22 protein-coding genes are annotated in these 23,283 nt (G+C 70.2%); 16 read left to right on the forward strand and 6 right to left on the reverse strand.

The genetic code is table 11. The annotated features are described in order from the left end of the window. Positions 1-81: 81 nt before the first annotated feature. The 3 genes from HGBR_RS07485 to HGBR_RS07500 all read left to right on the forward strand — a co-directional run bounded on the left by HGBR_RS07485 (position 82) and on the right by HGBR_RS07500 (position 2,497). A complete protein-coding gene (locus HGBR_RS07485; RefSeq protein ID WP_019158715.1) occupies positions 82-963 on the forward strand; it encodes a Sir2 family NAD-dependent protein deacetylase in 882 nt (293 codons plus the stop codon). Between the two features lie 158 nt (positions 964-1,121). Continuing rightward, entirely contained in the window at positions 1,122-1,886 is a 765-nt protein-coding gene (locus tag HGBR_RS17000) for a TIGR03085 family metal-binding protein (RefSeq protein WP_083882787.1), read from the forward strand. Further along, positions 1,883-2,497 (forward strand): M23 family metallopeptidase, encoded by a 615-nt coding sequence (locus tag HGBR_RS07500; protein ID WP_019158717.1) that lies wholly within the window; start codon positions 1,883-1,885, stop codon positions 2,495-2,497. Before HGBR_RS17000 ends, HGBR_RS07500 begins: the two co-directional genes overlap by 4 nt. Positions 2,498-2,619: 122 nt before the next feature. On the opposite strand, the gene HGBR_RS07505 is transcribed toward HGBR_RS07500, so the two are convergent. Then, a complete protein-coding gene (locus HGBR_RS07505) occupies positions 2,620-3,318 on the reverse strand; it encodes an ABC transporter ATP-binding protein (RefSeq protein ID WP_019158718.1) in 699 nt (232 codons plus the stop codon). A 106-nt stretch (positions 3,319-3,424) separates the two neighbouring features. Next, the gene (locus tag HGBR_RS07510; RefSeq protein WP_019158719.1) at positions 3,425-4,486 is read right to left on the reverse strand and encodes an ABC transporter permease; all 1,062 of its coding nucleotides are present in this window, start codon (positions 4,484-4,486) and stop codon (positions 3,425-3,427) included. 211 nt (positions 4,487-4,697) lie between these two features. Here HGBR_RS07510 and HGBR_RS18815 point away from each other — a divergent pair, with 211 nt between their 5' ends. Together HGBR_RS18815 and HGBR_RS07520 are read left to right on the forward strand one after the other, a co-directional pair. After that, positions 4,698-6,167, forward strand: coding sequence for a sensor histidine kinase (locus HGBR_RS18815; protein ID WP_019158720.1), 1,470 nt, complete (start codon positions 4,698-4,700; stop codon positions 6,165-6,167). Then, complete coding sequence (locus HGBR_RS07520; RefSeq protein ID WP_019158721.1) at positions 6,164-6,802, forward strand: response regulator; 639 nt, start codon at positions 6,164-6,166, stop codon at positions 6,800-6,802. The genes HGBR_RS18815 and HGBR_RS07520 overlap by 4 nt, the downstream gene beginning before the upstream one ends. A gap of 3 nt (positions 6,803-6,805) precedes the next feature. Here HGBR_RS07520 and HGBR_RS17010 read toward each other — a convergent pair whose 3' ends face one another. The 4 genes from HGBR_RS17010 to HGBR_RS17015 form a co-directional block, all read right to left on the reverse strand. Next, positions 6,806-7,072, reverse strand: a complete 267-nt coding sequence (locus HGBR_RS17010) for a CsbD family protein (RefSeq protein WP_019158722.1) — start codon at positions 7,070-7,072, stop codon at positions 6,806-6,808. 195 nt (positions 7,073-7,267) lie between these two features. Beyond that, a complete protein-coding gene (locus HGBR_RS07530; protein WP_019158723.1) occupies positions 7,268-8,362 on the reverse strand; it encodes a tartrate dehydrogenase in 1,095 nt (364 codons plus the stop codon). Continuing rightward, positions 8,355-8,660 (reverse strand): hypothetical protein, encoded by a 306-nt coding sequence (locus tag HGBR_RS07535; RefSeq protein ID WP_019158724.1) that lies wholly within the window; start codon positions 8,658-8,660, stop codon positions 8,355-8,357. The genes HGBR_RS07530 and HGBR_RS07535 overlap by 8 nt, the downstream gene beginning before the upstream one ends. A gap of 3 nt (positions 8,661-8,663) precedes the next feature. Continuing rightward, the gene (locus tag HGBR_RS17015; RefSeq protein ID WP_019158725.1) at positions 8,664-9,326 is read right to left on the reverse strand and encodes a DUF1707 SHOCT-like domain-containing protein; all 663 of its coding nucleotides are present in this window, start codon (positions 9,324-9,326) and stop codon (positions 8,664-8,666) included. Positions 9,327-9,401: 75 nt separating this feature from the next. Between HGBR_RS17015 and HGBR_RS19455 the strand changes: the two genes are divergently transcribed. The 11 genes from HGBR_RS19455 to HGBR_RS07595 form a co-directional block, all read left to right on the forward strand. Continuing rightward, entirely contained in the window at positions 9,402-12,848 is a 3,447-nt protein-coding gene (locus tag HGBR_RS19455) for a DNA polymerase III subunit gamma and tau (protein WP_026077426.1), read from the forward strand. After that, positions 12,845-13,450, forward strand: coding sequence for a recombination mediator RecR (gene recR, locus HGBR_RS07550; protein WP_019158727.1), 606 nt, complete (start codon positions 12,845-12,847; stop codon positions 13,448-13,450). Before HGBR_RS19455 ends, recR begins: the two co-directional genes overlap by 4 nt. Positions 13,451-13,614: 164 nt before the next feature. After that, positions 13,615-14,361 (forward strand): DUF2975 domain-containing protein, encoded by a 747-nt coding sequence (locus HGBR_RS07555; protein WP_019158728.1) that lies wholly within the window; start codon positions 13,615-13,617, stop codon positions 14,359-14,361. 1 nt (position 14,362) lies between these two features. After that, on the forward strand, positions 14,363-14,581 hold the full coding sequence (locus tag HGBR_RS07560; protein ID WP_019158729.1) for a helix-turn-helix domain-containing protein: 219 nt from the start codon (positions 14,363-14,365) through the stop codon (positions 14,579-14,581). A 249-nt stretch (positions 14,582-14,830) separates the two neighbouring features. Then, positions 14,831-16,132 carry an aspartate kinase gene (locus HGBR_RS07565; protein WP_019158730.1) on the forward strand — a complete coding sequence of 434 codons (1,302 nt, stop codon included), beginning with the start codon at positions 14,831-14,833 and terminating at the stop codon, positions 16,130-16,132. Beyond that, a complete protein-coding gene (locus tag HGBR_RS07570; protein ID WP_040364756.1) occupies positions 16,129-17,172 on the forward strand; it encodes an aspartate-semialdehyde dehydrogenase in 1,044 nt (347 codons plus the stop codon). Before HGBR_RS07565 ends, HGBR_RS07570 begins: the two co-directional genes overlap by 4 nt. A gap of 208 nt (positions 17,173-17,380) precedes the next feature. Continuing rightward, complete coding sequence (locus tag HGBR_RS07575) at positions 17,381-18,370, forward strand: metal ABC transporter solute-binding protein, Zn/Mn family (protein ID WP_019158732.1); 990 nt, start codon at positions 17,381-17,383, stop codon at positions 18,368-18,370. Then, positions 18,367-19,227, forward strand: a complete 861-nt coding sequence (locus tag HGBR_RS07580) for a metal ABC transporter ATP-binding protein (RefSeq protein ID WP_019158733.1) — start codon at positions 18,367-18,369, stop codon at positions 19,225-19,227. The genes HGBR_RS07575 and HGBR_RS07580 overlap by 4 nt, the downstream gene beginning before the upstream one ends. Further along, the gene (locus HGBR_RS17020; RefSeq protein ID WP_019158734.1) at positions 19,227-20,123 is read left to right on the forward strand and encodes a metal ABC transporter permease; all 897 of its coding nucleotides are present in this window, start codon (positions 19,227-19,229) and stop codon (positions 20,121-20,123) included. The genes HGBR_RS07580 and HGBR_RS17020 overlap by 1 nt, the downstream gene beginning before the upstream one ends. 97 nt (positions 20,124-20,220) lie before the next feature. After that, positions 20,221-21,141: a metallophosphoesterase gene (locus HGBR_RS07590; protein WP_051013346.1), complete on the forward strand. Its 921-nt coding sequence runs from the start codon at positions 20,221-20,223 to the stop codon at positions 21,139-21,141. Between the two features lie 79 nt (positions 21,142-21,220). Then, the coding region (locus HGBR_RS07595) for a transglycosylase domain-containing protein (protein WP_019158736.1) at positions 21,221-23,283 on the forward strand (2,063 nt) is incomplete at its 3' end.

Here is a 23,283-nt window from a genome sequence, read left to right on the forward strand (position 1 = left end):
CTCAGCAGGCGGGTCCGTCTGAGTGACACAGTAGTGGCGGCGGGACGGCCCCGCAGTGATCGAGCGGCGAGGAGTGCCTGCATGGCGGTGATCCGCGATCCGTTGCGCGGCCGGGAACGACCGGCGGCACCGTCCCACACGGACGACCAGATCATCGAGCGGCTCCTGGAGGTGGGGGCGGAGTCCACGGTCGCGCTCACGGGGGCGGGGATGAGCACGGCCTCCGGCATCCCGGACTACCGCGGACCGGACGCGTCGCCGCGCTCGCCCATGACCTACCAGGCGTTCCTGGCCGGACCCCTGCAGCGGTCCCGGTACTGGGCGCGCAGCTGGGTGGGCTGGGACAGGATCGAGTGGGCGGAGCCCAACGACGGGCACCGGGCTCTGGCCGCGCTGCGCTTGGCGGGGACGATCACGCAGAACGTCGATGGGCTCGACCGGTTGGCGGGGGTGCGCGACATCGTCGAGCTGCACGGGCGGTTGGACCGCGTCCTCTGCCTCACGTGCCGTCGGACGTACTCGCGGCAGTGGCTGCAGGAGGAGCTGACGGCGCTCAACCCCGACTTCCTCGACCGGATCGACGTCGATCCGCGTGAGATCGAGGTCGCCCCCGACGGCGACGCGGAGCTGGAGCAGACGCGCGACTTCCGGGTGCGCGACTGTCCGCAGTGCGACGGTCTGCTCAAACCGGATGTCGTCTTCTTCGGTGAGACCGTCGACACGCGCGTCGTCGAGCGGGCCCGCGACCTCGTCGAGGCCGCGGATGCGCTGGTGGTGCTGGGGTCCTCGCTGGCCGTCATGAGCGGACTCCGGTTCGTCCGGGCGGCGGCGAAGCTCGGTGCGCTCGTCGTCATCGACACGGACGGTCCCACCCGCGGCGATGACCTGGCGGACATGCGGTCGCTGTCCCGGACAGCGGATTTCCTCACCGCGTGGGAGCGAGCGGTGCGGGATTCCGAGTGAGGAGCGGTGCGAGACCCGGGGTGAGGTGCTGTGGGCGCCGCTGGATGATCCGCTGCGAATCGTTCGCACCTGATCATCCGGTGACGTCTTGCTGTCCATCGGGCGACATGGCCCCGGCAGTCCTCGACACGCGGTGAGGACTGGGGCACGCTTGGGATATGACTTCGCTCGCACGTGAAGAACGATTGAGACTGGCCTCCCTCCTCCGGAAGGTGGGACCGGACGCTCCCACACTGTGCGAGGGGTGGAAGACACGTGATCTGACCGTCCACCTGGTCATGCGCGACCGCGATCTGCCGGCGATCATGGGCGAGCACCTCAAGCTGTTCGCCAAGCGCCACGAGCGCGTCGACGAGCTCCTGCGGAACACTCCCTGGATCGAGCTGGTGGGCAAACTGGCGCAGGGCCCCACCGCCTGGAACCCCAGCTCGTGGGGCGTGGGCGTGGATTCGATCATGAACACCGCGGAGTTCCTCATCCACCACGAGGACGTGCGCCGTGCACAGCCCGGCTGGCACGTCCGGGAGCTGGGCACCGACGTCCAGAAGGACATGCTGGGCCTGGTGCGCGCGCTCGCCCTCCCGTATGCGCTGCGCCGTGGTCTCCACCTGGTGCTCAAGCCGCGCGGCTTCGACGAACTGCGCGCCGGCCGCACGAACAACTCGACTGTGACGGTGAGCGGCCTGCCCGTCGAGCTGCTGCTCTACCTGTTCGGTCGTGAGACGCACGCGCAGGTCGACGTCCGCGAGTCCGCACCTCTCAGCGGTGACGACGACGCCGAGGTCGTGGGCGGCACCCCGGACGAGATCGCCGCCGCCGAGCAGGACACGAGCACGAACACCGGCGAGTGGCCCATGGTCGTCCAGCAGGAGAAGCGCAAGCGCGGCCCGATCGTCGAGCGCCCGGAGGGTGCCGAGATTTGACCGTCCCGCTCGACCTGGCGTACCCGTTCACGGGGAGCTGGGAGGTCCGCAACAGTCCGGCGAACCGGGTGCCCAGCCACGGCAGCCGTCTGTTCGCCACGGAATACGCGATCGACTTCGTCCCCGTCGACGACTCCGGGCGTACGGCACCGTTCACACTCCGATCGCTCGTCCGTACTGAGGCCCCGGAAGAATTCCCCGGATTCGGGCGACACGTTCTGGCGCCGGTGGACGGAGTCGTGGTGGGGACACTCGCGACGCTGCCCGACCACTCCGCGCATCGCGGGTTCCGGTCGATCGGATACGCATTGACACAGCGTCGGCGAGCCGCTGCGGGGTGGACGGCGCTCGCCGGGAACCACGTCCTCCTGGAGTGCCGCGGTGGGATCGTCGCGCTGTGCCATCTCCAGGAGGGGAGCGTCCGCGTCCGCTCCGGTCAGCGAGTGGCGGTGGGCCAGGTGCTGGGAGGGTGCGGCAATTCGGGCAACAGCGTCGAGCCGCATCTTCACGTGCAGGTGATCGACCGCCGCGACATCGAGCGGGCCCGCCCCGTTCCCGTCACGTTCGACGGTCGGTTGCCGGCCAACGGAGACATCATTCGTCCTCAGTAGCAGTGCGGCCACGGGGCCCGGCCCCCGCATGAACGGTTCTCGCGAAGGACGGGAATGCTCGTATGCAGTTCGCGAGAGAAGCGCGAGGTGGACGGGGGCGTTGCGCGGAGGCGGCGACCCGGTCAGGCGCTCGCACCCACCGGAGCGGGCAGGAGGGAGAGCTGCCCGTCGACCATCCGATGGGTCGTGTCGAAGCGCGGCATGAGTTCCAGGTCGTGGGTCACGAGCAGGGTCGCCGTTCCCAGTTCGCGCGTGAGGTCGACGATGAGCCCGATGATCTCCTCGCTGCGCGCCCGGTCCAGTGCGGACGTGGGCTCGTCGACGATGAGGACGGACGGCGAACCCATGAGGGCCCGCGCGATGTTGACGCGCTGACGCTGACCGCCGGACAGGGCCGCGGGGCGGGCGTCGCGGTGGGCGCTCAGCCCCACGACGTCCAGCAGGTCGTCCGCCTCGCGCTGACGCGCGGCACGGTTCGCGCGCTTCCCGTCCATCTCGCCCATGACCAGCAGCTGCTCACGGGCTGTGAGGGACGGCAGCAGATTCGACTGCTGGAAGATGATGCCGATCTGCTCCCGCCGCAGACGCGCGGACTTCTTCTGGTTCATCCGCGTCGCATCGACACCGGCGATCGACACGGTGCCGGAATCCGGCTTCACGAGGGTCGACGCGACCGCCAGCAGGCTCGACTTGCCGGAGCCGGACGGTCCGGTGAGGCCGGCGACGGAGCCGGCTGCGACCTCGAGCGTGGCGTCATCGACGGCGGTGATGCGGCCGTCGCCGTCGGGGAACGTGAGGGTGATGTCCGTGAGGGAGAGCATGAGGGTCCTTTCGGGATGAGCGGTGAGAGGGAACGGAGAACGCGGGTGCGTCTCGCGGGGCACTGGAACTGGGGCCCGTGGGTGGAGCCGGCGGCCGGCCGTACGGTCAGCGCGCGGAGCCCAGGGCGGTGAGCGCATCCGCCTTCGTCACGGTGCGCAGTGCGAACGCGGCGCCGGCCAGGCCCAGGAGGATGAGCAGCGCCGCGGGCAGTGCCGTCGTGTACCAGCTGACGACGAACGGCAGCACACCGGCGATGGCCAGCCCCAGTCCGGTCGTGAGGAGGATGCCGCCGCCCACACCGGCGATGAGGACCGCCAGCGACTGGCCCAGCGCGTCCTTCAGCAGGGACGGAGTCGAGGCGCCCAGCGCCTTGAGGACCGCCACGTCACCGGTGCGCTGCATCGTCCAGACCGTGAAGAACGCGCCCACGACCAGGGCGGAGATGCCGAACAGCATGCCCACCATCAGCAGCAGCGAGCCGATCTCGGACCGGAACGAGCTGATCGCCAGGAGCGAGTCGACGGTGCCGTTCGCCGTCGTCGAGGTCTGGGTCGCCAGCTGCTCCAGCTCCTCGGCGTCCGCGTTGTCCGTCAGGTCGACGGCCAGCGCGGTCGCGACGGAGTTGTCACGTCCCAGCCGCGTCTCCATCTCCTGCCAGTCGTCACCGGTCACATAGGCGACGGGGGTGTGGGCGTACCAGCGGTCCTCGTCCAGCAGGTCGGCCGTCAGGTCCATGCCCAGCACGGTGACGCTGTCGCCGTCGGCCACATCGAGATCCTCCGCGGCACCAGCGCTCAGCCGCACGTGGCCGTCCCGCGGCGGGGAGTCCTCCGTGCCGCCCAGGATCGCGGCGGACACACCCGCCGCATCTCCGTCTGTCGGGTCGATCTGGAAGCGGAGGATGCCCACCTCACGCGCCCCGGCCACGGACGGGGCGTCGCGCCATGCGTCCAACTGTTCCTGGGTCAGCTGGGACTCGTCGTACGTCTCCGCGGCCAGGACGATCCGGTCGCGCTCCAGTGACTGGATCGCAGAGATGTTCTGCTGGGCCAGACCGCCGGTCAGGCCGGACAGCAGTCCGATGAGCAAGGTGATGAGCAGGACGACCGCAGTGATGAGGGTGAAGCGTCCGCGGGCGAAGACCATGTCGCGGCGAGCGAGGAACATGGGGGCCTCCAGAGGGTCGAGGGGGAGTGGTCCGGTGGGCGGTGTCCGCCCGACTCCTCCATCGTGGTCCGCGGAAGGCCTCCCCACATCGGACGGGCGATCGGTCCCCGGGATGCGGACGATGGAGGTCGCACTCGTCCTTTCGATGGATCCGCCACCGCACGCCCCTGGATCCGGTACGAGGCGGCCCCGCACGCAGTAGCGTGGAGTCATGAGTGACTCGTCCCTGTCCGCCTCGACCGTGGCCCGAGCGCTCCAGTGGTGCCTGCACGGCCTCATCGTGGGCCTGGGCGTGCTGGTGGTCGTGCGTGCCCTGGAGGGCGATGCCCTGGACCCCGCGCTGGCGATCGGGCTGGTCCTCGCCTTCGAGGTCGTCTACGCGCTGGGCGCCGTGCAGCTGGGTCGCCGTGCCCGGCCGGAGCGATCAGCCACCCCGCCGGAGCGATCAGGCACCCGGCCGGAACGGTCCGGCACGCGCACTCAGCGGTCCGGCGACCGCGCCGCCCTCATCTGGCTCGCACTGCTGACACTCCTGTGGATCGGCACGACCGTACTGGCCCCGGACGCGGCGTTCCTCGTCTTCCCGCTCTTCTTCCTCGTCCTCCACCTGTTGCCCGACTGGTGGGGCCCGGTGGGGGTGTTCGCGCTCGCCCTCATCGCCATCGCTGCGCTGGCCGCCCACCGCGGCCTGTCCGTGGGCGGCGTGACGGGACCGCTCGTGGGCGCGGGAGTCGCGGTCGCGATCGGCGTGGGCGTGCGCACCCTGGTCCGCGAGGTCCACGCCCGCGAGCAGCTGGTCGACCGTCTCCTGGCCGCGCAGGCGCAGCTGGCGGAGACGGAGCGTGCCGCCGGTGTGGAGACCGAACGCACCCGCATGGCCGCCGAGCTCCACGACACCGTCGCCCAGAGCCTCTCCAGCATCCAGCTGCTGCTGAGCGCCGCGGAACGCCGCCTGGACGATGACTCCCGCACGGAGGACTCCGCCCGCCCGGACGCTGCCCACCCAGAAGCGGCCCGCACCGTCGACGACGGCTCCCACCCGGACTCCGCCCGCCCGGCCGACGCGCCCGGCCGCCGTGAGATCGCGCTCGCCAAGGAGTCCGCCGGTGCCGCGCTGGCGGAGACCCGCGCCTTCATCCGCGCGCTCTCCTCGCCCGCACTGGCTGCCGCGACCCTGCCGGACGCACTCGCCCGGATCGTGGCGGAGGCGGACACCGCCGCCGAGGCCGCCGTCGCCTTCCGCTCCCAGGGCACCGCCCGCTCGCTGCCGCGGTCCGTCGACACGACGATCCTGCGCGTCGTCCAGGGCGCCCTGGGCAACGCCGTCGCCCACGCGCATGGGCAGACGGTGACCGTCACCCTCACGTACGAGACGGGACGGGCGATGGTGGAGATCGCGGACGACGGGCGCGGGTTCGATCCGGGCGCTGTGCGGCCGTCCGCGGAGTCGGACTCGTTCGGCCTCGACGTCATGCGTGGGCGGGTCGCCGCGGTGGGCGGGACGCTGCGCGTCGACTCCCGACCGGGGGAGGGCACGCGGGTGAGCGCGGTCTTCCGGGACGTGGATACGACTGACAGCGCGACCGCAGACGGTGGGGGTGGTGCGACGGCGATCGACGACGCGACGACAGACGACGTGACGGCAGACGACGAGACGGCGAAGGGGAGCGCGGAACGATGACGGTGCGGGTGCTGGTGTGCGATGACCATCCGGTGGTGCGGGCCGGGATCACGGCCCTGCTGGCCACGGACCAGGGGATCGACGTCGTGGGCGAGGCCGCGACGGGCGAGGAGGTCGTCCGGCTGGCCGCGCAGGTGCCCGCCCACCTCGTCCTCATGGACCTGCAGCTGGGCAGCGGCGACGGCGTGGTCCACGGGGCGGAGGCGACCCGGCGGATCCGCTCCGCCGGTCCGGACGCCCCGCACGTCCTCGTCCTCACGAACTACGACAGCGACGCGGACGTCGTGACCGCGATCGAGGCCGGGGCCTCGGGCTATCTGCTCAAGGACACGCCGCCGGACCAGCTGCTGGACGGCATCCGCCGCGCCGCGGCGGGCGAGACAGCGCTGTCTCCGGATGTGACCGCGATGCTCATGCAACGGATGCGCGCGCCCGGCGTGAGCCTGAGCGCGCGTGAGCTGGAGGTGGTGGAGGCCGTGGCGGACGGCCTGTCGAACGCGCAGATCGCCGCGCGCCTGTTCGTGTCGGAGTCGACGGTGAAGACGCACCTCGTGCACGTCTTCGAGAAGCTGGGAGCCCGCTCCCGCACCGACGCCGTGGCGAAGGCGCGGGAGGCGGGACTCATCCGCGGCTGATGGTCAGCGGTCGGCGTCGCCGCTGTCGTCCTTGTCCTTCGACAGGCCGTCCTTGATGCCGTCGAACGCGCCGGCGATCTTCTGACCCAGCCCGCCGGCACCCTCCTTCACGTCGTCGACGCGGTCGCGGATCGCGTCGGCGGCCTTGCCCACGGCGGCCTCGGCGCGGTCCTTCGCGCCGCTGCGCTGCAGGTCCTCGTTGCCCGTCGCGTCGCCCAGGCCCTCCTTGGCCTTGCCGCTCAGGTCCTTCGCCTCGTCACCGATTCCCATGATGCACTCCTTCCGTCGCGCTCTGCCGGGGCCGGAGGGCCCCGCTTGCCCTCGACGCTACCGCGAGACCGCGGCGGCGGTCATGGTCGCGGGCATGTGAGTTCCCCGCAGATCCGTGCGCATGACCCGCGCTCGCAGGGCCCGCGCAGGCACTGGTCGTGCGGGTGCAGGCCGTGCGGGACCGCACCCGCGGACTCAGCCGGCGCTGCCCGGGGTGATCGCGTCCGCGATCGCCTGACCCAGCCCGGCCGTGGTGCCGGACCCGCCCAGATCAGGCGTGACGACCTGGGGGTCCCCGGTCTCCACGACCTGGGCGAAGGCGGTCTCGATGGCGGCGGCGGCCTCGGCCTCGCCCAGGTGCTCCAGCATGAGGGCGGCGGACCAGATCTGTCCGATCGGGTTCGCGATGCCCTTGCCGGCGATGTCCGGGGCGGACCCGTGGACCGGCTCGAAGAGGGACGGGTGGGTGCCCTCCGGGTTGATATTGGCGCTGGGGGCGATGCCGATCGTGCCGGCGCAGGCGGGTCCCAGGTCGGAGAGGATGTCGCCGAACAGGTTCGAGGCGACGACCACGTCGAACCAGTCCGGGTGCAGGACGAAGTTCGCGGCGAGGATGTCGATGTGGAACTGGTCGACGTCGACCGACGGGTAGGACTTCGACATCTCCGCCACCCGCTCGTCCCAGTACGGCATCGTGATCGCGATGCCGTTCGACTTCGTCGCGGACGTGAGCTTCTTCGCCGGGCGCTTCTCCGCCAGGTCGAACGCGTAGGCCAGCACCCGGTCGACGCCCGTGCGGGTCATGACGGTCTCCTGGATGACCGTCTCGCGGTCCGTGCCCTCGAACATGCGCCCGCCCACGGACGAGTACTCGCCCTCCGTGTTCTCGCGGACCACGTAGAAGTCGACCTCGCCGGGCTGCCGGTCCGCCAGCGGGCTGCGGACACCGGGCAGCAGCTTGACCGGGCGCAGATTCACGTACTGGTCGAAGACGCGGCGGAACTGGAGGATCGACCCCCACAGGCTCACGTGGTCCGGGACGACCTCCGGCCAGCCCACCGCACCGAAGAAGATCGCGTCGATCCCCTCCAGCCGCTGCGCCCAGTCGTCCGGCATCATCGTGCCGTGCTCCTGCCAGTGGGCTGCGCTCGCCCAGTCCAGCTCCAGGAGGTCCAGGTCGAAGTCGAAGGCGTCCGCCGCGGCGCGCAGTGACCTGATCCCCTCCGGCATCACCTCCGTGCCGATCCCGTCGCCGGGGATGACCGCGATCCTGTAGGTCCTGTCACTCATGGGTCCCGTCCTCCTGGTCGTGGCGATCCGGGCCGTCCGTGCTGTCCAGCCCGTCGTCGTGGGGCTCTCTGCGCTGATCCGGCTCCTCGCTGAGCCTCCGCTCCTCCTCCAGCCTACGCCGCTCCTGCTCCAGGCGGTGGGCGTCCTCGTGCTCCTCCCACCGCTGCCGGGTGCGGGCGCCGATCGCCTTGTCCGGGTTGCGCACGACACGGGCGACCAGGATCCCCGCGAGCAGGAGGATCGCGAAGAACGAGACCGTGATGATCGTGATGGCCAGTGTGGACGCTTCGCCCAGCATGGGTCAGTCCCTCTTCTCTGTCCGTCGGCGGTCGAACCAGTTGGCGTAGCGGACCGTGAGACTGCTCATCCCCAGGGTGCCGTGGACCGCGATCGTGGGCATCCCGTCGCGCGGCACCTCGTCGACCAGCGATTTCCTGCTGCCCCACGATCCCCCGACGCGGGACACGTCCGCGCCCCAGCCGTCGGGGACGACGAGGACGCACGCCCCCATCGCGCCGCGCAGCTCTACCTGGATGCGCTGCGGGTACGAGTCGACCTCGAGGAAGTTGAGTTCCGCGGTGGCGCCCGGCGTCTCGACGCGGATGAACGGCGGGACGATCCAGCGGCCGCGCCGGCGCTCGTCCTCCCAGCTCGCGCGGACGACCAGGGGGTCGGCCGGGTCCCAGCCCGGTCCGTCGCCCGTGGGAACCACAGCGCCCGAGGCCGTCCGCGCCACCGTGCCCGGGGCCCCTCCCAGCCCACTGGACGGGGGAGCGACGGGGAGGTCCTCGACGAGTGGGTCGAGGTCGGCGAAGGTCTTGGCGACGGCGGCGCGCTCCATGCGCTCGGTCAGCTCGTCGACCGTCAGACGGCCCTCACCGGCGGCGACGCGCAGCTGCTCGATGACCGCGTCACGCTCCGCATGACCGATCCGGATCCGGCGGGCCGCAGGATCGCTGTCCATGTGACTGGTCCTTCCTCTCCCCGGTGGGGCAGTTCTGTCCGACGCCGTGTCCGTCACTGACTATAGGGTGGGGGCGTGTCCACCGCACTGTATAGGCGCTACCGTCCTGAAACCTTCGCAGAGGTCATCGGACAGGAGCATGTGACCGCCCCGCTGTCCGCCGCGATCGATGCCGGGCGCATCAACCATGCCTTCCTGTTCTCCGGCCCCCGCGGCTGCGGCAAGACGACGTCCGCCCGGATCCTGGCCCGCTGCCTCAACTGCGCAGAGGGGCCCACGTCCACCCCGTGCGGGCAGTGCGAGAGTTGCCGCGACCTGTCCAACGGCGGCCCCGGCTCGCTGGACGTCGTGGAGATCGACGCGGCCAGCCACAACGGTGTCGATGACGCCCGTGATCTGCGCGAGCGCGCCGTGTACGCGCCGGCGCGCGACCGCTACAAGGTCTTCATCCTCGATGAGGCGCACATGGTGACGCCGCAGGGCTTCAACGCGCTGCTCAAGCTCGTGGAGGAGCCGCCGGCGCACGTGAAGTTCGTGTTCGCGACGACGGAGCCGGACAAGGTGATCGGCACGATCCGGTCCCGCACCCACCACTACCCGTTCCGCCTGGTCCCGCCGGAGACGCTGGGCGGGTACCTGGAGCAGCTGGCCGCGCGCGAAGGCGTGCAGGTGGGCACGGGCGTGCTGCCGCTGGTCGTGCGCGCCGGCGGCGGCTCCGTGCGCGACACCCTGTCCGTGCTGGACCAGCTGATCGCGGGTGCCACGGCGGACGGGGTCGACTACAGCACGGCGGTCGCGCTGCTGGGCTACACGGACGATTCGCTCCTGGGCGACATCGTCGATGCGTTCTCCGCCGGGGACGGCGCCGGGGTGTTCCGGGTCATCGACCGGGTCATCGAATCCGGTCACGACCCGCGCCGGTTCGTCGAGGACCTGCTGGAGCGCTTCCGGGATCTTTTCGTCATCTCCGCCGCCCAGGAGTCCGCGGCCGCGTTCCTGCCGGAGGTGCCGCAGGATCGGCTGGAGCGCCTCAAGGGCCAGGCGCGGGCGTACGGTCCCGCAGAGCTGTCCCGTGCCGCGGATCTGCTGAACGCCGGTCTCACGGAGATGAGCGGGGCGACGTCCCCGCGTCTCCAGCTGGAGCTCATCTGCGCGCGCATCCTGCTGCCGGGGTCGGAGGACTCGCGTCGCTCCGTCGTCTCCCGTGTCGACCGCCTGGAGCGTCGGGTGGGGATGTCCGCGGACGGTCGCATGCCCGCCGGCGCGGTGCCGCCGGCGGCGGTCGAGGCCCCCGCCGCGCAGCAGCAGGCTCAGCAGCAGCCGGCCCCAGCCGAGGGCGGGCCCGGAACGGCCGCCGGTCGGGGAGCCCAAGCCACGGGTCAGGGTGCGTCTGCGCCTGGAACGGCAGCGCCGTCCGGCCCACCAGCGGATGAGGACCCGTTCGCAGGTGTCGCGGACGCGATGGCCTCGGCCCGATCCGTGCTGGACGAGGGGCCCCGCGGACGCGGCTCGCAGCGACAGTCCGCACCGGAACCACAGGGACAGCAGGAGCACGCCCCGGGCAACCGCACTGAACAGCCCGTGCACGCTCAGCCGGAGCCGCCGGCTCAGACCGGGCCTCCCGCCGCACAGAACAGGCCGGCGCAGCAGGGCGGTCCTGCCCAGCCGGGTGAGCAGGCACCGCCGGAGCACCGTGACCAGCCTGCGCAGCAGCCTCAGCAGGCACAGGCTCAGCAACCCACGTCGCAGGCGCAGGCGGATCCGTCTGCAGCGCCGGACCATCAGGTACAGACTCAAGCTCAACAGCCCGCAACCGGGCAGCCCCAGCAGTCGGAGACCCCGCACTCGAGGCAGACTCAGGCGGAGCCCCAGCAGTCGGAGCCCCCGCAGTCGCGGCCCTCACAGCCGGAGCCCCAGTACGGGGAGGCCCACGCGTCCCCGGAGATCCGTCAGGCTCCGGGCGTGGGCGCGGAGATCGACGCGATCCGGCGCGGATGGCCGGATGTGCTGGTGCGGCTGCAGCAGCTGCGCAAGCTGTCGTACGCGATCGTGAGCGGCAACGCCTTCCCGCAGCAGTTCGCAGACGGCGTCCTGTCCCTGGGCTTCAGCAATCCCGGCTCGGTCCAGGCCTTCCGCCGCGGTCCCCACGCGCAGTTCGTCAGCACCGCCGTCGAGCAGTCCCTGGGCATCCGCGCGCAGGTGGAGGTGGGCGACGAGAACGCGGGGCCGCCTCCTGCACAGCCGGATGCATCCGGTCCTACGGCTGCTGCGGGCACCCCGCGCGGTGGCCAGGGTGCTCCCGGAGGCTCCGGTGCTCCTGGAGGCTCCAGTGGTGCCGGCGGCTCCGGTGGACCCGGCCCATCCGGCGGTCCGCATGCGGTGACGCGTGAGCAGCTCGACTCGGTGGTGGGGCGGCGCGAGGCGGACCGCGAGCCGGTCGACCACGACCGGTTCTGGCAGTCCGACGCAGCCTCGGACCGCGAGCACCACGACGATGCGGAGGGTGACAGTCCGCAGCCCGTGACGGGCACAGAGGCGCCTGACCCCGGCTCTGCCGCGCCCTCGTCCGTCACGTCCGACCCTGTTGCGCACACGCCCGTCTCGTCCGCACCGGCTGGGGATGCGCCCGCCCCCACGACTGAGGCGACTGCGTCCGACGCGTCCGCTCCTGTGGACGATCCCTGGGCTCAGCCCTCCGATCTGCCGTCGTGGTCGACGGAGACGGGCGAGTCCCCGATCGTGCCGGAACCCGCAGACCCCGCGGACGCGTCTCAGGCGGAGGACACCGTGCGGTCCGTGCAGTCGACGGACCTGCCGATCGACGCGGCTGATCCGTCGTCCGACTCTGCTCCTGCGGACCCGTTCGCGCCCGGACCGGAGCCCGTGGAGACGTCCGCCGGCGACGGTGCCGTCGATTTCGGTGCGGTCGTCGTACCGCCGCCGGTCGACATCGAGCCGTACCCGGACGATGAGCCCTACCCCTCTGACGAGTTCCACCCCTCCGATGAGCCGTACCCCACGGAGGACCCCTACCGGGGTGACGACGGCTCTCCGGCCGGCGACCCCCGGTCTGCGGATGGCACGCGGCAGGCCCAGGAGCCAGCCTCAGACGGCGGTGGCCCCGCGCACGGTGCCCCGGTTGAGGCCGGGCCGCGCACGGACCTCGACTTCCTGGGCGCCTACGCGGACGTCGACATCGCATTCACGGACAACCCCGGGCAGGGCACCTCGACCGGGCCCGGAAGCGGTCCGGGTCGCCGATCCTCACCAGGCCTGGGAGATCCCTCCGACGACGGTCCCCTGGGTCGCTACGCGCGGCTGGCTCAGCGGCACAGCGGCGATGTGGCACCCGGCGCCGCGGCTCAGCCGCCGCCCGTCCAGGAGCATGTGCCGGATCCCGTCGAGAACTACGCGGACTACGACACATCGGGTGACGCGGACATCCAGCAGTCGACCGAATTCGGTCCTGCTGTCGTCGAGCGCATACTGGGTGGCGTGATCATCGAGGAGTTCGACGAGTGAGCCTGCTCTACGAAGGCGCCCTGCAGGATCTGGTCGAGGAGTTCGGCCGCCTGCCGGGGATCGGCCCCAAATCCGCGCAGCGCATGGCATTCCACATTCTGCAGGCGGACACCGCGGACGTGGACGCGCTGGCGACCGCACTGCGCGAGGTCAAGCGCCGGGTCCGCTTCTGCGAGACGTGCGGCAACGTGGCGGAGGACGAGACCTGCGTCATCTGCCGTGATGAGCGCCGTGACAGGTCCATGATCTGCGTCGTCGAGGAGCCCAAGGACGTCCTCGCGATCGAGCGCACACGCGAGTTCCGCGGCCTCTACCACGTGCTGGGCGGCTCGATCGATCCGATGGCCGGCATCGGCCCGGATGACCTGCGCATCCGCACCCTCCTGCCGCGCCTCCAGGACGGCGAGGTGACCGAGGTGGTCATCGCGACGGACCCCAATCTCGAGGGCGAGGCCACCGCGACCTACCTGATCCGCCTGCTCAGCAGCGTGGGCATCACGGTGTCCCGCCTGGCCTCCGGCCTGCCGGTGGGCGGCGACCTCGAGTACGCGGACGAGGTGACCCTGGGCCGCGCCTTCGAAGGGCGCCGCACCGTCACCTGATCGCGCGCACATCGACTCCTCACCGCTAGGGCTCCGCAGGGAAATCCTGCGGAGCCCTTGACTTCTTATCGATAAACGGCAAACATATTGTTTATCGATATATCGATCATCGATAAGGGCGGCAGGTGCCGCACCAGAACAGACACCGTGAAGGGCGAGATCCCATGAACACCATCAGCCCGAACACCCCCGATGATCACACCGACGACACCGACCACAACGACACCACCCACAACGCCGACGGCGGTGACAGCACCATGGACGACACCTCGAATCACGCGACAGGCAGCACCTCTGGCACCCCGCTTGAAAAGCCGGAGAAGAAGCCCCGGACGATGGACACGTGGGGGTACGCGTTCCTGCTGATCCTCCCGCTCATCGCGCTCATGAACGTGACACTGTCCCCGTTCTTCAGCGCAGTGCTGTCCGACCGGATTCCGGCCGTCCTCGAGTTCGAGGAGCCCACCGCGATCACCCTGGCCGGGTCGGAACGGGCCGTCGAGGGCCTCACGGCGCTCTCGATCCCCACCGCGGACCTGAGCGCCTGGGCGATCGGCCAGTTCATCGCAGCGAAGGCGATCCTCGTGATCGGCCTCCTCGTCGCGACCTGGTTCGCCACCCGCGTCGTGACCGAAGTGGTCCATGCCCGTCCCTTCAGTGATCGCGCGTCACGCGGCCTCATGGGCCTGTCCTGGACGATCGTCGTGGCGGGCCTGCTGGCCGGTCTGGCGCAGCTGCCGGCGGACAACCTCATCATCCGCGACCTGGGGCTGCGCGACGCGGCGGTGAGCAACAGCATCACACTCGAAGTCTCCTATCTCTGGATCGGCGCGGTCATCCTCGTGGAGGTGCTCCGCCGGGCGGTCCGCCGCGGCAGGGAGGCGCAGGACGAGCTCGAAGGGGTGATCTGAGATGGAGGAGCCGCAGCCCCGGGTCATCTGCCACATCGAGGACCAGTTGCAGCGGAACGGCATGACACTCACCCAGCTGTCCGAACAGGTGGGAGTGAGCCTGGCGAACCTCTCCGTCCTCAAGAACAACCGGGCGAAGGCGGTGCGGTTCACGACACTCGTCGCACTCTGCTCCGTCCTCGACTGCCAGCCGGGGGACCTCTTCACCGTCGTCCGGTGAGCAGCGGGAGGTGACCCACCGGTCCTTCAACACCATGACGACGACGCCCCCGGTGCAGAACCGCAGCACCATTCGACTGCGGATCTGCACCGGGGGCGTCTGTGCGCGACCCTGCGAATTGCGGGCGTGATCGACGGGGTGACCTCCCGGGCCGGGACTGCGGCCCGTAGACTGAGGGACGGTTCGGCCGCGGGCGGTGCACCCGCTGGCGGCCGAGCGGACCGAACAGCCCGCGAGAGAATTGAGCACATGAGCCTCGTCGTACAGAAGTTCGGAGGATCCTCCGTCGCGGATGCCGAATCCGTCAAGCGGGTCGCCAAGCGCATCGTCTCCTACCGCAAAGCCGGCCATGACGTGGTCGTCGTCGTCTCCGCCATGGGAGACCAGACGGACGACCTCATCGACCTCGCGCAGCAGGTCTCGCCCGTCCCGCCGCCCCGCGAACTCGACATGCTGCTGACGGCGGGGGAGCGGATCTCCATGGCCGTCCTCGCCATGGCCATTGCGAACCTGGGTGAGAGCGCGCAGTCGTTCACCGGATCGCAGGCCGGCGTCATCACGGACGAGTCGCACGGGAAGGCCCGCATCATCGATGTGACCCCTGGCCGGATCCAGTCAGCGCTGGACGACGGGCACGTGGCGATCGTCGCGGGCTTCCAGGGCGTCAGCCAGACCGCGAAGAACATCACGACGCTGGGCCGCGGCGGCTCCGACACGACCGCTGTCGCCCTGGCCGCCGCGCTGAACGCGGATGTCTGCGAGATCTACTCGGACGTCGACGGCGTGTTCACCGCGGACCCCCGCATCGTCCCCACCGCCCGCAAGATCCACAAGATCGGGTACGAGGAGATGATGGAGATGGCTGCCTCCGGCGCCAAGATCCTCATGCTCCGCTGCGTCGAGTATGCGCGCCGCTCCGGCGTGCCCATCCACGTCCGCTCGTCGTTCTCGGAGAAGACCGGCACGTGGGTGACGGACGGCGAGATCCCCGCACCCTTCAGGACCCAGACCACGGAGGAAGAAGACACTGTGGAACAGCCCATCATCTCCGGCGTCGCGCACGACCGGTCGGAAGCGAAACTCACGATCGTGGGTGTGCCGGACGTGCCCGGGAAGGCCGCCGCGATCTTCAGCCTCATCGCGGAGCAGGAGATCAACATCGACATGATCGTGCAGAACATCTCCACGCGCGATCCCGGCCGCACGGACATCTCCTTCACCCTGCCGATGACGGACGGCGCGAAGGCGATCGAGTCGCTGGAGACGCGCAAGGACGAGATCGAGTTCGATCACATCCGCTACGACGACCAGATCGGCAAGCTGTCCGTCGTGGGCGACGGGATGCGCTCGAACCCGGGCGTCACCGCAGCCCTGTTCCGCGCGCTCAGCTCGGAGGACGTCAACATCGACCTCATCTCCACCTCGGAGATCCGCATCAGCGTCGTGACGCGCGCGGAGGACCTGGACCGTGCGGTCCAGGCGGCGCACAAGGCCTACGGCCTGGACAGCGAGGACGCAGAGGCCGTGGTGTACGGAGGGACGGGACGATGAGTGCTGTGACCGTGGGAATCGTGGGCGCCACCGGCCAGGTGGGCGCCGTCATGCGCACCCTGCTGGAGGAGGACCCCGGGTTCGAGATCGGCGCGGCCCGCTTCTTCGCGTCCGCTCGCTCCGCCGGTACGACGCTGCCGTTCCGCGGCGAGGACATCGTCGTGGAGGACGCCGCGACGGCGGACCCCGCGGGTGTCGACATCGCCCTGTTCTCCGCCGGCGGGGCCACGTCCCGTGCGCAGGCGGAGCGCTTCGCGCAGGCCGGCGCGGTCGTCGTCGACAACTCGTCCGCGTGGCGCGGCGACGACGAGGTGCCCCTGGTCGTGAGCGAGGTGAACCCGGACAAGCTGGACGAGCGGCCCAAGGGGATCATCGCGAACCCCAACTGCACGACGATGGCCGCGATGCCGCCGCTCAAGGCCCTGCACGACGCCGCGGGTCTGTCCCGCCTCAAGGTCGCCACCTACCAGGCGGTGTCCGGGTCCGGTCTGGCCGGCGTGGACGAGCTGACGGGTCAGGCGCAGGCGGTCGCCCCGGAGGCGGCGAAGCTGGTGCACGACGGGTCCGCCGTCGATTTCCCCGCCCCGCAGGTGTACACGGACCCCATCGCCTTCAACGTGCTGCCGTACGCCGGTGCGCTCGTCGAGGACGGCGAGGGGGAGACGGACGAGGAGAAGAAGCTCCGCAACGAGTCGCGCAAGATCCTGGGTCTGCCGGACCTGCTGGTCGCCGGCACCTGCGTGCGCGTCCCCGTCGTCACGGGCCACTCGCTGTCGATCCACGCGGAGTTCGACCGCGCAATCACCCCGGACGAGGCCCGCGAGGTCCTCGCTGAGGCCGCCGGCGTCGAGCTGGTCGACGTGCCCACGCCGCTCAAGGCTGCGGGTGCGGATCCCAGCCTGGTGGGACGCATTCGTCAGGACCAGTCGGTGCCGGACAACCGCGGACTGGTCCTCTTCGTCTCGAACGACAACCTCCGCAAGGGCGCAGCCCTCAACACGGTGCAGATCGCGCGTCTCCTGGCCGAGCGCCTGGGCTGACGACACCGCGCAGGCCCGCACGGTCCGCGGCACGCACACCACGAGCGGCGCCCCTCTCCCATCGCGGGAGAGGGGCGCCGCTCGTATCGACACATCAGAATCTCTGCATTAGTGCGGGCCGGGGCGCGCGCGTAGCCTTCCAGCAGGACACGCGGCCCGCAGTCGGGCCGCGGAATCGCCCCGTCATCCGACCCCGGAAAGGTCATCCATGCGCCGCTCGCACGCCCTCGCCGCCACCGTCCCCCTGTCCGCCCTGCTGCTGGCGGGCTGCGGTGGGGAGACCCAGGCCGCGGGCGACGGCGACGGGACGACGGTCGTGACCTCGACGAACGTGTACGCCTCACTCGTCGAGGCGGTCGCGGCGGACACCGAGGTCGAGGTCGAGCCGATCATCGACGACGCCGCGCAGGACCCCCACGAGTACGAGGCGAGCTCCCGCGACCAGCTGACCCTGTCGCGGGCGGACATGGTCGTTATGAACGGCGGCGGCTACGACGGCTTCGTCACGACGATGCTGGACGCGCTGGACACGGAGCCGGCCGTGGTCGACGCGGTGTCCGTCTCCGACCTGCCCGGTGCCGCCGAGGTCGCGGCCGGTGGGCACGACCACGAGGGCGAGGACTCCGAGGAGGGCCACGCCGGTCACGATCACGCCGGCCACGATCACGGGCCGGGCAGCTTCAACGAGCACGTCTGGTACTCGATCGCCACGATGGTCTCGCTGGTCGAGGAGGTCGAGCACCACCTGGCGGAGGTCGCACCGGACGACGCGGCTGCGTTCCAGGAGAACGCGCAGGCGCTCACGGACGAGCTGACAGGCCTCCAGTCGCGGGTCGAGGAGCTGGCCGGTGAGCACGAGGGCGAGGCCGCCGCCGTGACGGAGCCGGTCGCGCTGTGGTTGTTCGAGGACCTGGGCCTCACGAACGTGGTCCCGGAGGACTTCGTGTACTCCGTCGAGGCCGGCTCGGACGTCTCCCCGCTGGTCGTCGCAGAGGCGACGGAGGCGCTGGAGACCCAGGACGTGCAGGTGTTCGCCTACAACTCCCAGACCTCGGGTCCGGAGGCCGACGCGCTGCACGAGATCGCGGTCGACCAGGGCGTCCCGGTCGTCGAGATGACGGAGACGATCCAGACGGACGACGACTACGTGACCTGGATGACGGGGATCGTCGACTCCGTCGAGCAGGCCCTCTCGTGAGCGGAGCCCCTGACCGGGCCCCGATCCTCGAGGTCCGGGACGCGGAGCTGCGCTTCGGTGAGCGCGTCGTCTGGCACCACCTGTCGCTCGACGTCCAGCCGGGTGAGTTCGTCGCGGTCCTGGGTCCCAACGGCACCGGCAAGACCTCGCTCCTGCGCACCCTGCTGGGCCAGCACCGGCTGCGGTCCGGCACCATCCGGGTGAACGGACATGCGCCGCGCTCCGGCGACCGCGACCTGGGGTACATCCCGCAGCAGCGCGGCATGGACCGCGACACCCCCATGCGCGGCCGCGACCTGGTCCGCCTGGGCCTGGACGGCCACCACTGGGGCTGGCGGCCGCTGCGGAGGACGGACCGGGCCCGCATCGACGAACTCATCGACGCGGTGGGAGCACGCGAGTACGCGGACTCACCTGTGGGGCTGCTGTCCGGTGGCGAGCAGCAACGGCTGAGAGTCGCCCAGGCGCTCGTCGGACAGCCGCGGATCCTCTTGTGCGATGAGCCGCTCCTGTCGCTCGACCTGCACCACCAGCGCCGCGTCGCTGAACTCATCGACCAGATGCGCCGCAGCCGCGACACCGCGGTCGTCTTCGTCACGCACGAGATCAATCCGATCCTGCCGTACGTCGACCGGGTGCTCTACCTGGCCGGCGGCCACCACCTGATCGGCCCACCGCGCGAGGTCATGACGACCCAGTCGCTCAGCCGCCTGTTCGGTGCCCACATCGAGGTCGTGGAGGTGGGCGGGCGTCTCGTCATCGTGGGCGGCGACGACCATCCTCACCACCACCCACACGTGGACGATGCGGACGAGGAACACCTGGACGCCTACCTGCCGGACGGGAGGAACGCCTGATGGAAGCACTCACCGGCCTCCTCACCTTCGAGGACTACGGCGCACTCGTGTCGCTCCTGTTCAACTCCATCCTCGCCGCGGCCCTCCTGGGCGTCGTGGGCGGACTCGTGTCCGTCTTCGTCATGACCCGCGACATCGCATTCGCCGTCCACGGCATCGCGGAGCTGTCCTTCGCGGGCGCGGCGTTCTTCCTGCTCGTGGGGATGGACGTGGTGCTGGGTAGCTTCGTGGGATCCCTCCTCGCCGCCGTCATCATCGCTGTGGGAGGGGTGCGCGATTCGGAGAAGAACGCGATCATCGGCGTCCTCATGCCCTTCGGCCTGGGACTGGGCATCCTGTTCCTGGCGCTGTACGACGGACGCGCGGCGAACAAGTTCGGTCTGCTGACCGGACAGATCGTCGCGATCAGCGATGATCAGCTGCGCCTGCTGGTCATCTGCGCGATCCTCGTACTGCTGACCCTGGCGTTCATCTGGCGCCCCCTCATGTTCGCCAGCCTCGACCCGCAGGTCGCCCTGGCCCGCGGAGTCCGGGTGGGGACCCTGCACCTCGTCTTCATGGTGGCACTGGGGCTGGCGGTCGCCCTGTCCGTCCAGGTCGTGGGTGTGCTGCTGGTGCTCGCACTGCTCGTGACGCCGGCGGCCGCCGCCACCCAGGTGACCGCCTCGCCGATCCTCACTCCGATCCTGTCAGTGATCTTCGCTGTCGTCTCGTCCGTGGGCGGCGTGCTCATCGCACTGGGGTCGCCCGTCGTCCCCATCAGCCCGTTCGTCACGACCATCAGCTTCGCGATCTACGCCGTCTGCCGGCTCATCGGCCGCAGACGCATGGCCCGTCACGTCCGCGCCCGGACGCAGCGCGAGTCGGACCTGGACCGTCACCCCTCCCTGCGTTGACCTCTCGATCTGCGTGTGGTCGGCTCCACTCGGTTCCAGCTCTGTGCGGCTCCCGTCGCGCACCGCTCCTCTCGATCCGCGCTGGCATACTGGCCCGATGATTCCTTCCCTGCCCTCACGTCGTGTCCGTCGAGCCGTGGGAGCGCTGGCCGCCGTGGGCGCAGCCGGTGCCGCGGGCCTCGCGTACTCGGCGCTCGTCGAGCCGCGCCTCTTCCGCGTCCGTCGCGAGCGGCTCGCGCTCCTGCCGCCCGGGTCTGATCCGCTGCGGATCCTCCACGTGTCGGATCTGCATCTGGCGCTGGGCCAGGAGTTCCGGTCGCGGTTCGTCCGGTCGCTGGTCGACCTGCAGCCGGATCTCGTCATCAACACCGGCGACAACTTCGGGGGCGACACCCTGCCACTGGTTCTCGACGCATTCGACCCGCTGCTGGACGTGCCGGGCGTCTTCGTCTTCGGCTCGAACGACGTGTGGGGGCCCACCCGGAAGAACCCGGCGCGCTATCTCACCCGGCGCACGACGTACGCGGAGCACCGGGAGAAGGACCCCACGCTCCCCACCGGCGAACTCCGGGAGGCGTTCGAAGCGCGCGGCTGGGCATACCTCGACAACCGCACGTCCACGCTGACGGTGAAGGGGACGTCCCTGGCGTTCGCGGGTCTGGGCGATGCGCACATGGATGCGGATCGGATCACGGACGCGAACCCTGCCTTCGCCGATGCGGATGTGCGGATCGGGGTCACCCACGCCCCCTACTCCCGGACGCTCGAGGCGTTCGACCGGGCGGGTGCGCAGCTGGTCCTGGCCGGGCACACGCACGGGGGCCAGATCCGCGTGCCGTTCTGGGGTGCCCCGGTCACGAACTGCGACATGGACCGGACGCGTGCGCGCGGACTCTTCCCGTACCGCCGGATGCGGGTGCACGTCTCCGCCGGTCTGGGCTACTCGCCGTACTCTCCCGTCCGCTTCGCCTGCCCGCCGGAGGTCACCCTCCTCACCCTGGTGGAGGCGGATCGCTGAGGCCGAGACTCAGTGGACTGTGAGGGGACTCCACGGCAACTGAGACCTGCTCGTTGACGGTGGCGATAGAATCGCGACCATGGTGTCCTCTGCCAACAAGCCGACCAAGGTCAGCGCGCTCATCCAGTTCATCGCCGTCAGCTGCATCGCGGGGATCGTGTCCGCCGGACTCGCGATCCCGTCCGTGGGCATGGCGGCGGCCGCCGGCGACGGTGCCGTCGAGGTGTTCAAGGCACTTCCGGCGGAGCTCGATGAGCGACCGCTGGCCCAGCAGTCGCGCATGGTCGCCGCTGATGGCTCGCTCATCGCGAACTTCTACTGGCAGAACCGCAAGGAGGTCGAGTTCGACGACATCTCCCAGGAGATGAAGGACGCGACCGTCGCAGTCGAGGACTACCGCTTCTACGAGCACTCCGGCGTGGACCTCCAGGGCATCGCCCGCGCCGTCGTGCACAACCTGCTGTCGGACTCCACGCAGGGCGGATCGACCCTGACCCAGCAGTACGTGAAGAACGTGCTGGCGGAGAATGCGCACGCGGTGGAGGACATCGAGGGCGTCGAAGCGGCGAAGGAGTCTGACGGCGCGTCGGGCTACGCCCGCAAGCTGCGCGAGGCGAAGCTGGCACTGGCGGTGGAGAACAAATACGGCAAGGACGACATCCTCCACCGGTACCTCAACATCAACAACTACTCCGGCTCTCCCAACGTCTACGGCGTCGAGGCCGCGGCGCAGAAGTACTGGGGCATCCCTGCGTCCGAGCTCAACATCCAGCAGTCGGCGATGCTGGCGGGCATCGTCCAGAACCCGTCCGCCAACAATCCGGAGCGCTTCCCGGAGCAGACTCTCAAGCGCCGCAACGTCGTCCTGAGCCTCATGCACACGCACGGCTACATCGATGATGCGGAGTACGAGGAGGCGAAGGAGTCCGACCTGGACCTGGACCTCCACGCGACCCCCAACGGCTGCGCGACCGCGGGCAACATGGCCTATTTCTGCGACTACGTCCAGCGCGTCGTCGAGAACAACGATGCGTTCGGCGAGACGAAGGAGGAGCGCCTGCAGTTCCTGCAGCGCGGCGGCCTCACGATCAAGACGACGATCAACCCGGATATCCAGGCGAAGGCGGACGAGGCCGTCAAGGACCGGGTGCCCGTGGGCGATCCGTCCGGTGCCGGCCACTCCGCCGTGACCGTGGAGCCGGGCACCGGCAAGGTCATCGCGATGGCGCAGAACCGCAACTACACGGTGACGGAGGGCGACAAGAGCTCCGACACCCAGATCAACTACAACGTCGACCGGGCGCACAACGGAGCGAACGGCTTCCAGGTGGGTTCGACGTGGAAGCCCATCGTCCTGGCCGAATGGCTGGACGAGGGCAAGGGGCTGGGCACCGTCGTGAATGCGACGCGACGCGAATACCCGGCCAACTCCTGGACGTACAGCGGCTGCCCCAGCATGGGCGACAAGTGGAACCCCAGAAACGCCGGTGATAGCAATGGAAGTTCGTCGATGACCGCGCTGCAGGCGACCAAGCAGTCGCTCAACACCGCATACGCGGCGATGGGCAACCAGCTGAACATGTGCGGGATCCTCGAGACCGCAGAGACGCTGGGCCTCAAGTACGGGAGCGGGCAGCCGCTCGACACCCCGAATGAATACGGTTACATTGATGCGCTAGGCCCGGCCTCGATCCTGGGCGTGGTCCAGGTCGCGCCCATCGACATGGCCTCGGCGTTCGCGACGTTCGCCGCGGACGGCGAGTACTGCAAGCCGACCCCCATCGAGTCGATGACGGATGCGGACGGGAACGAGATCGACGTGCCCGGCGCGGACTGCGAGCAGGTCATCGACAAGGAGGTCGCGCAGGGCGTCGCGTACGCGATGAGCCAGACGTTCAACGGCGGCACGACCAGCAGCCTGGGGATCGGCGTCCCGGCGGCGGCCAAGACGGGTACGACGAACTTCGAGGTCGGCTCGACCTCGCTCATCGGCTTCACGCGCACGCTGTCGACCTTCGTGTGGACGGGTGATCCCAACCGCAACCGGGACTGGCGCACGAACTCCGAGGGCGCGGTCCGCGGCACGGTCTACGGTGCGACGATCTCCGGTGCCACGTGGCAGGCCTACATGCGCGAGGCCGT

This window comes from Brevibacterium senegalense, from assembly GCF_000285835.1.
Classification (GTDB): domain Bacteria; phylum Actinomycetota; class Actinomycetes; order Actinomycetales; family Brevibacteriaceae; genus Brevibacterium; species Brevibacterium senegalense.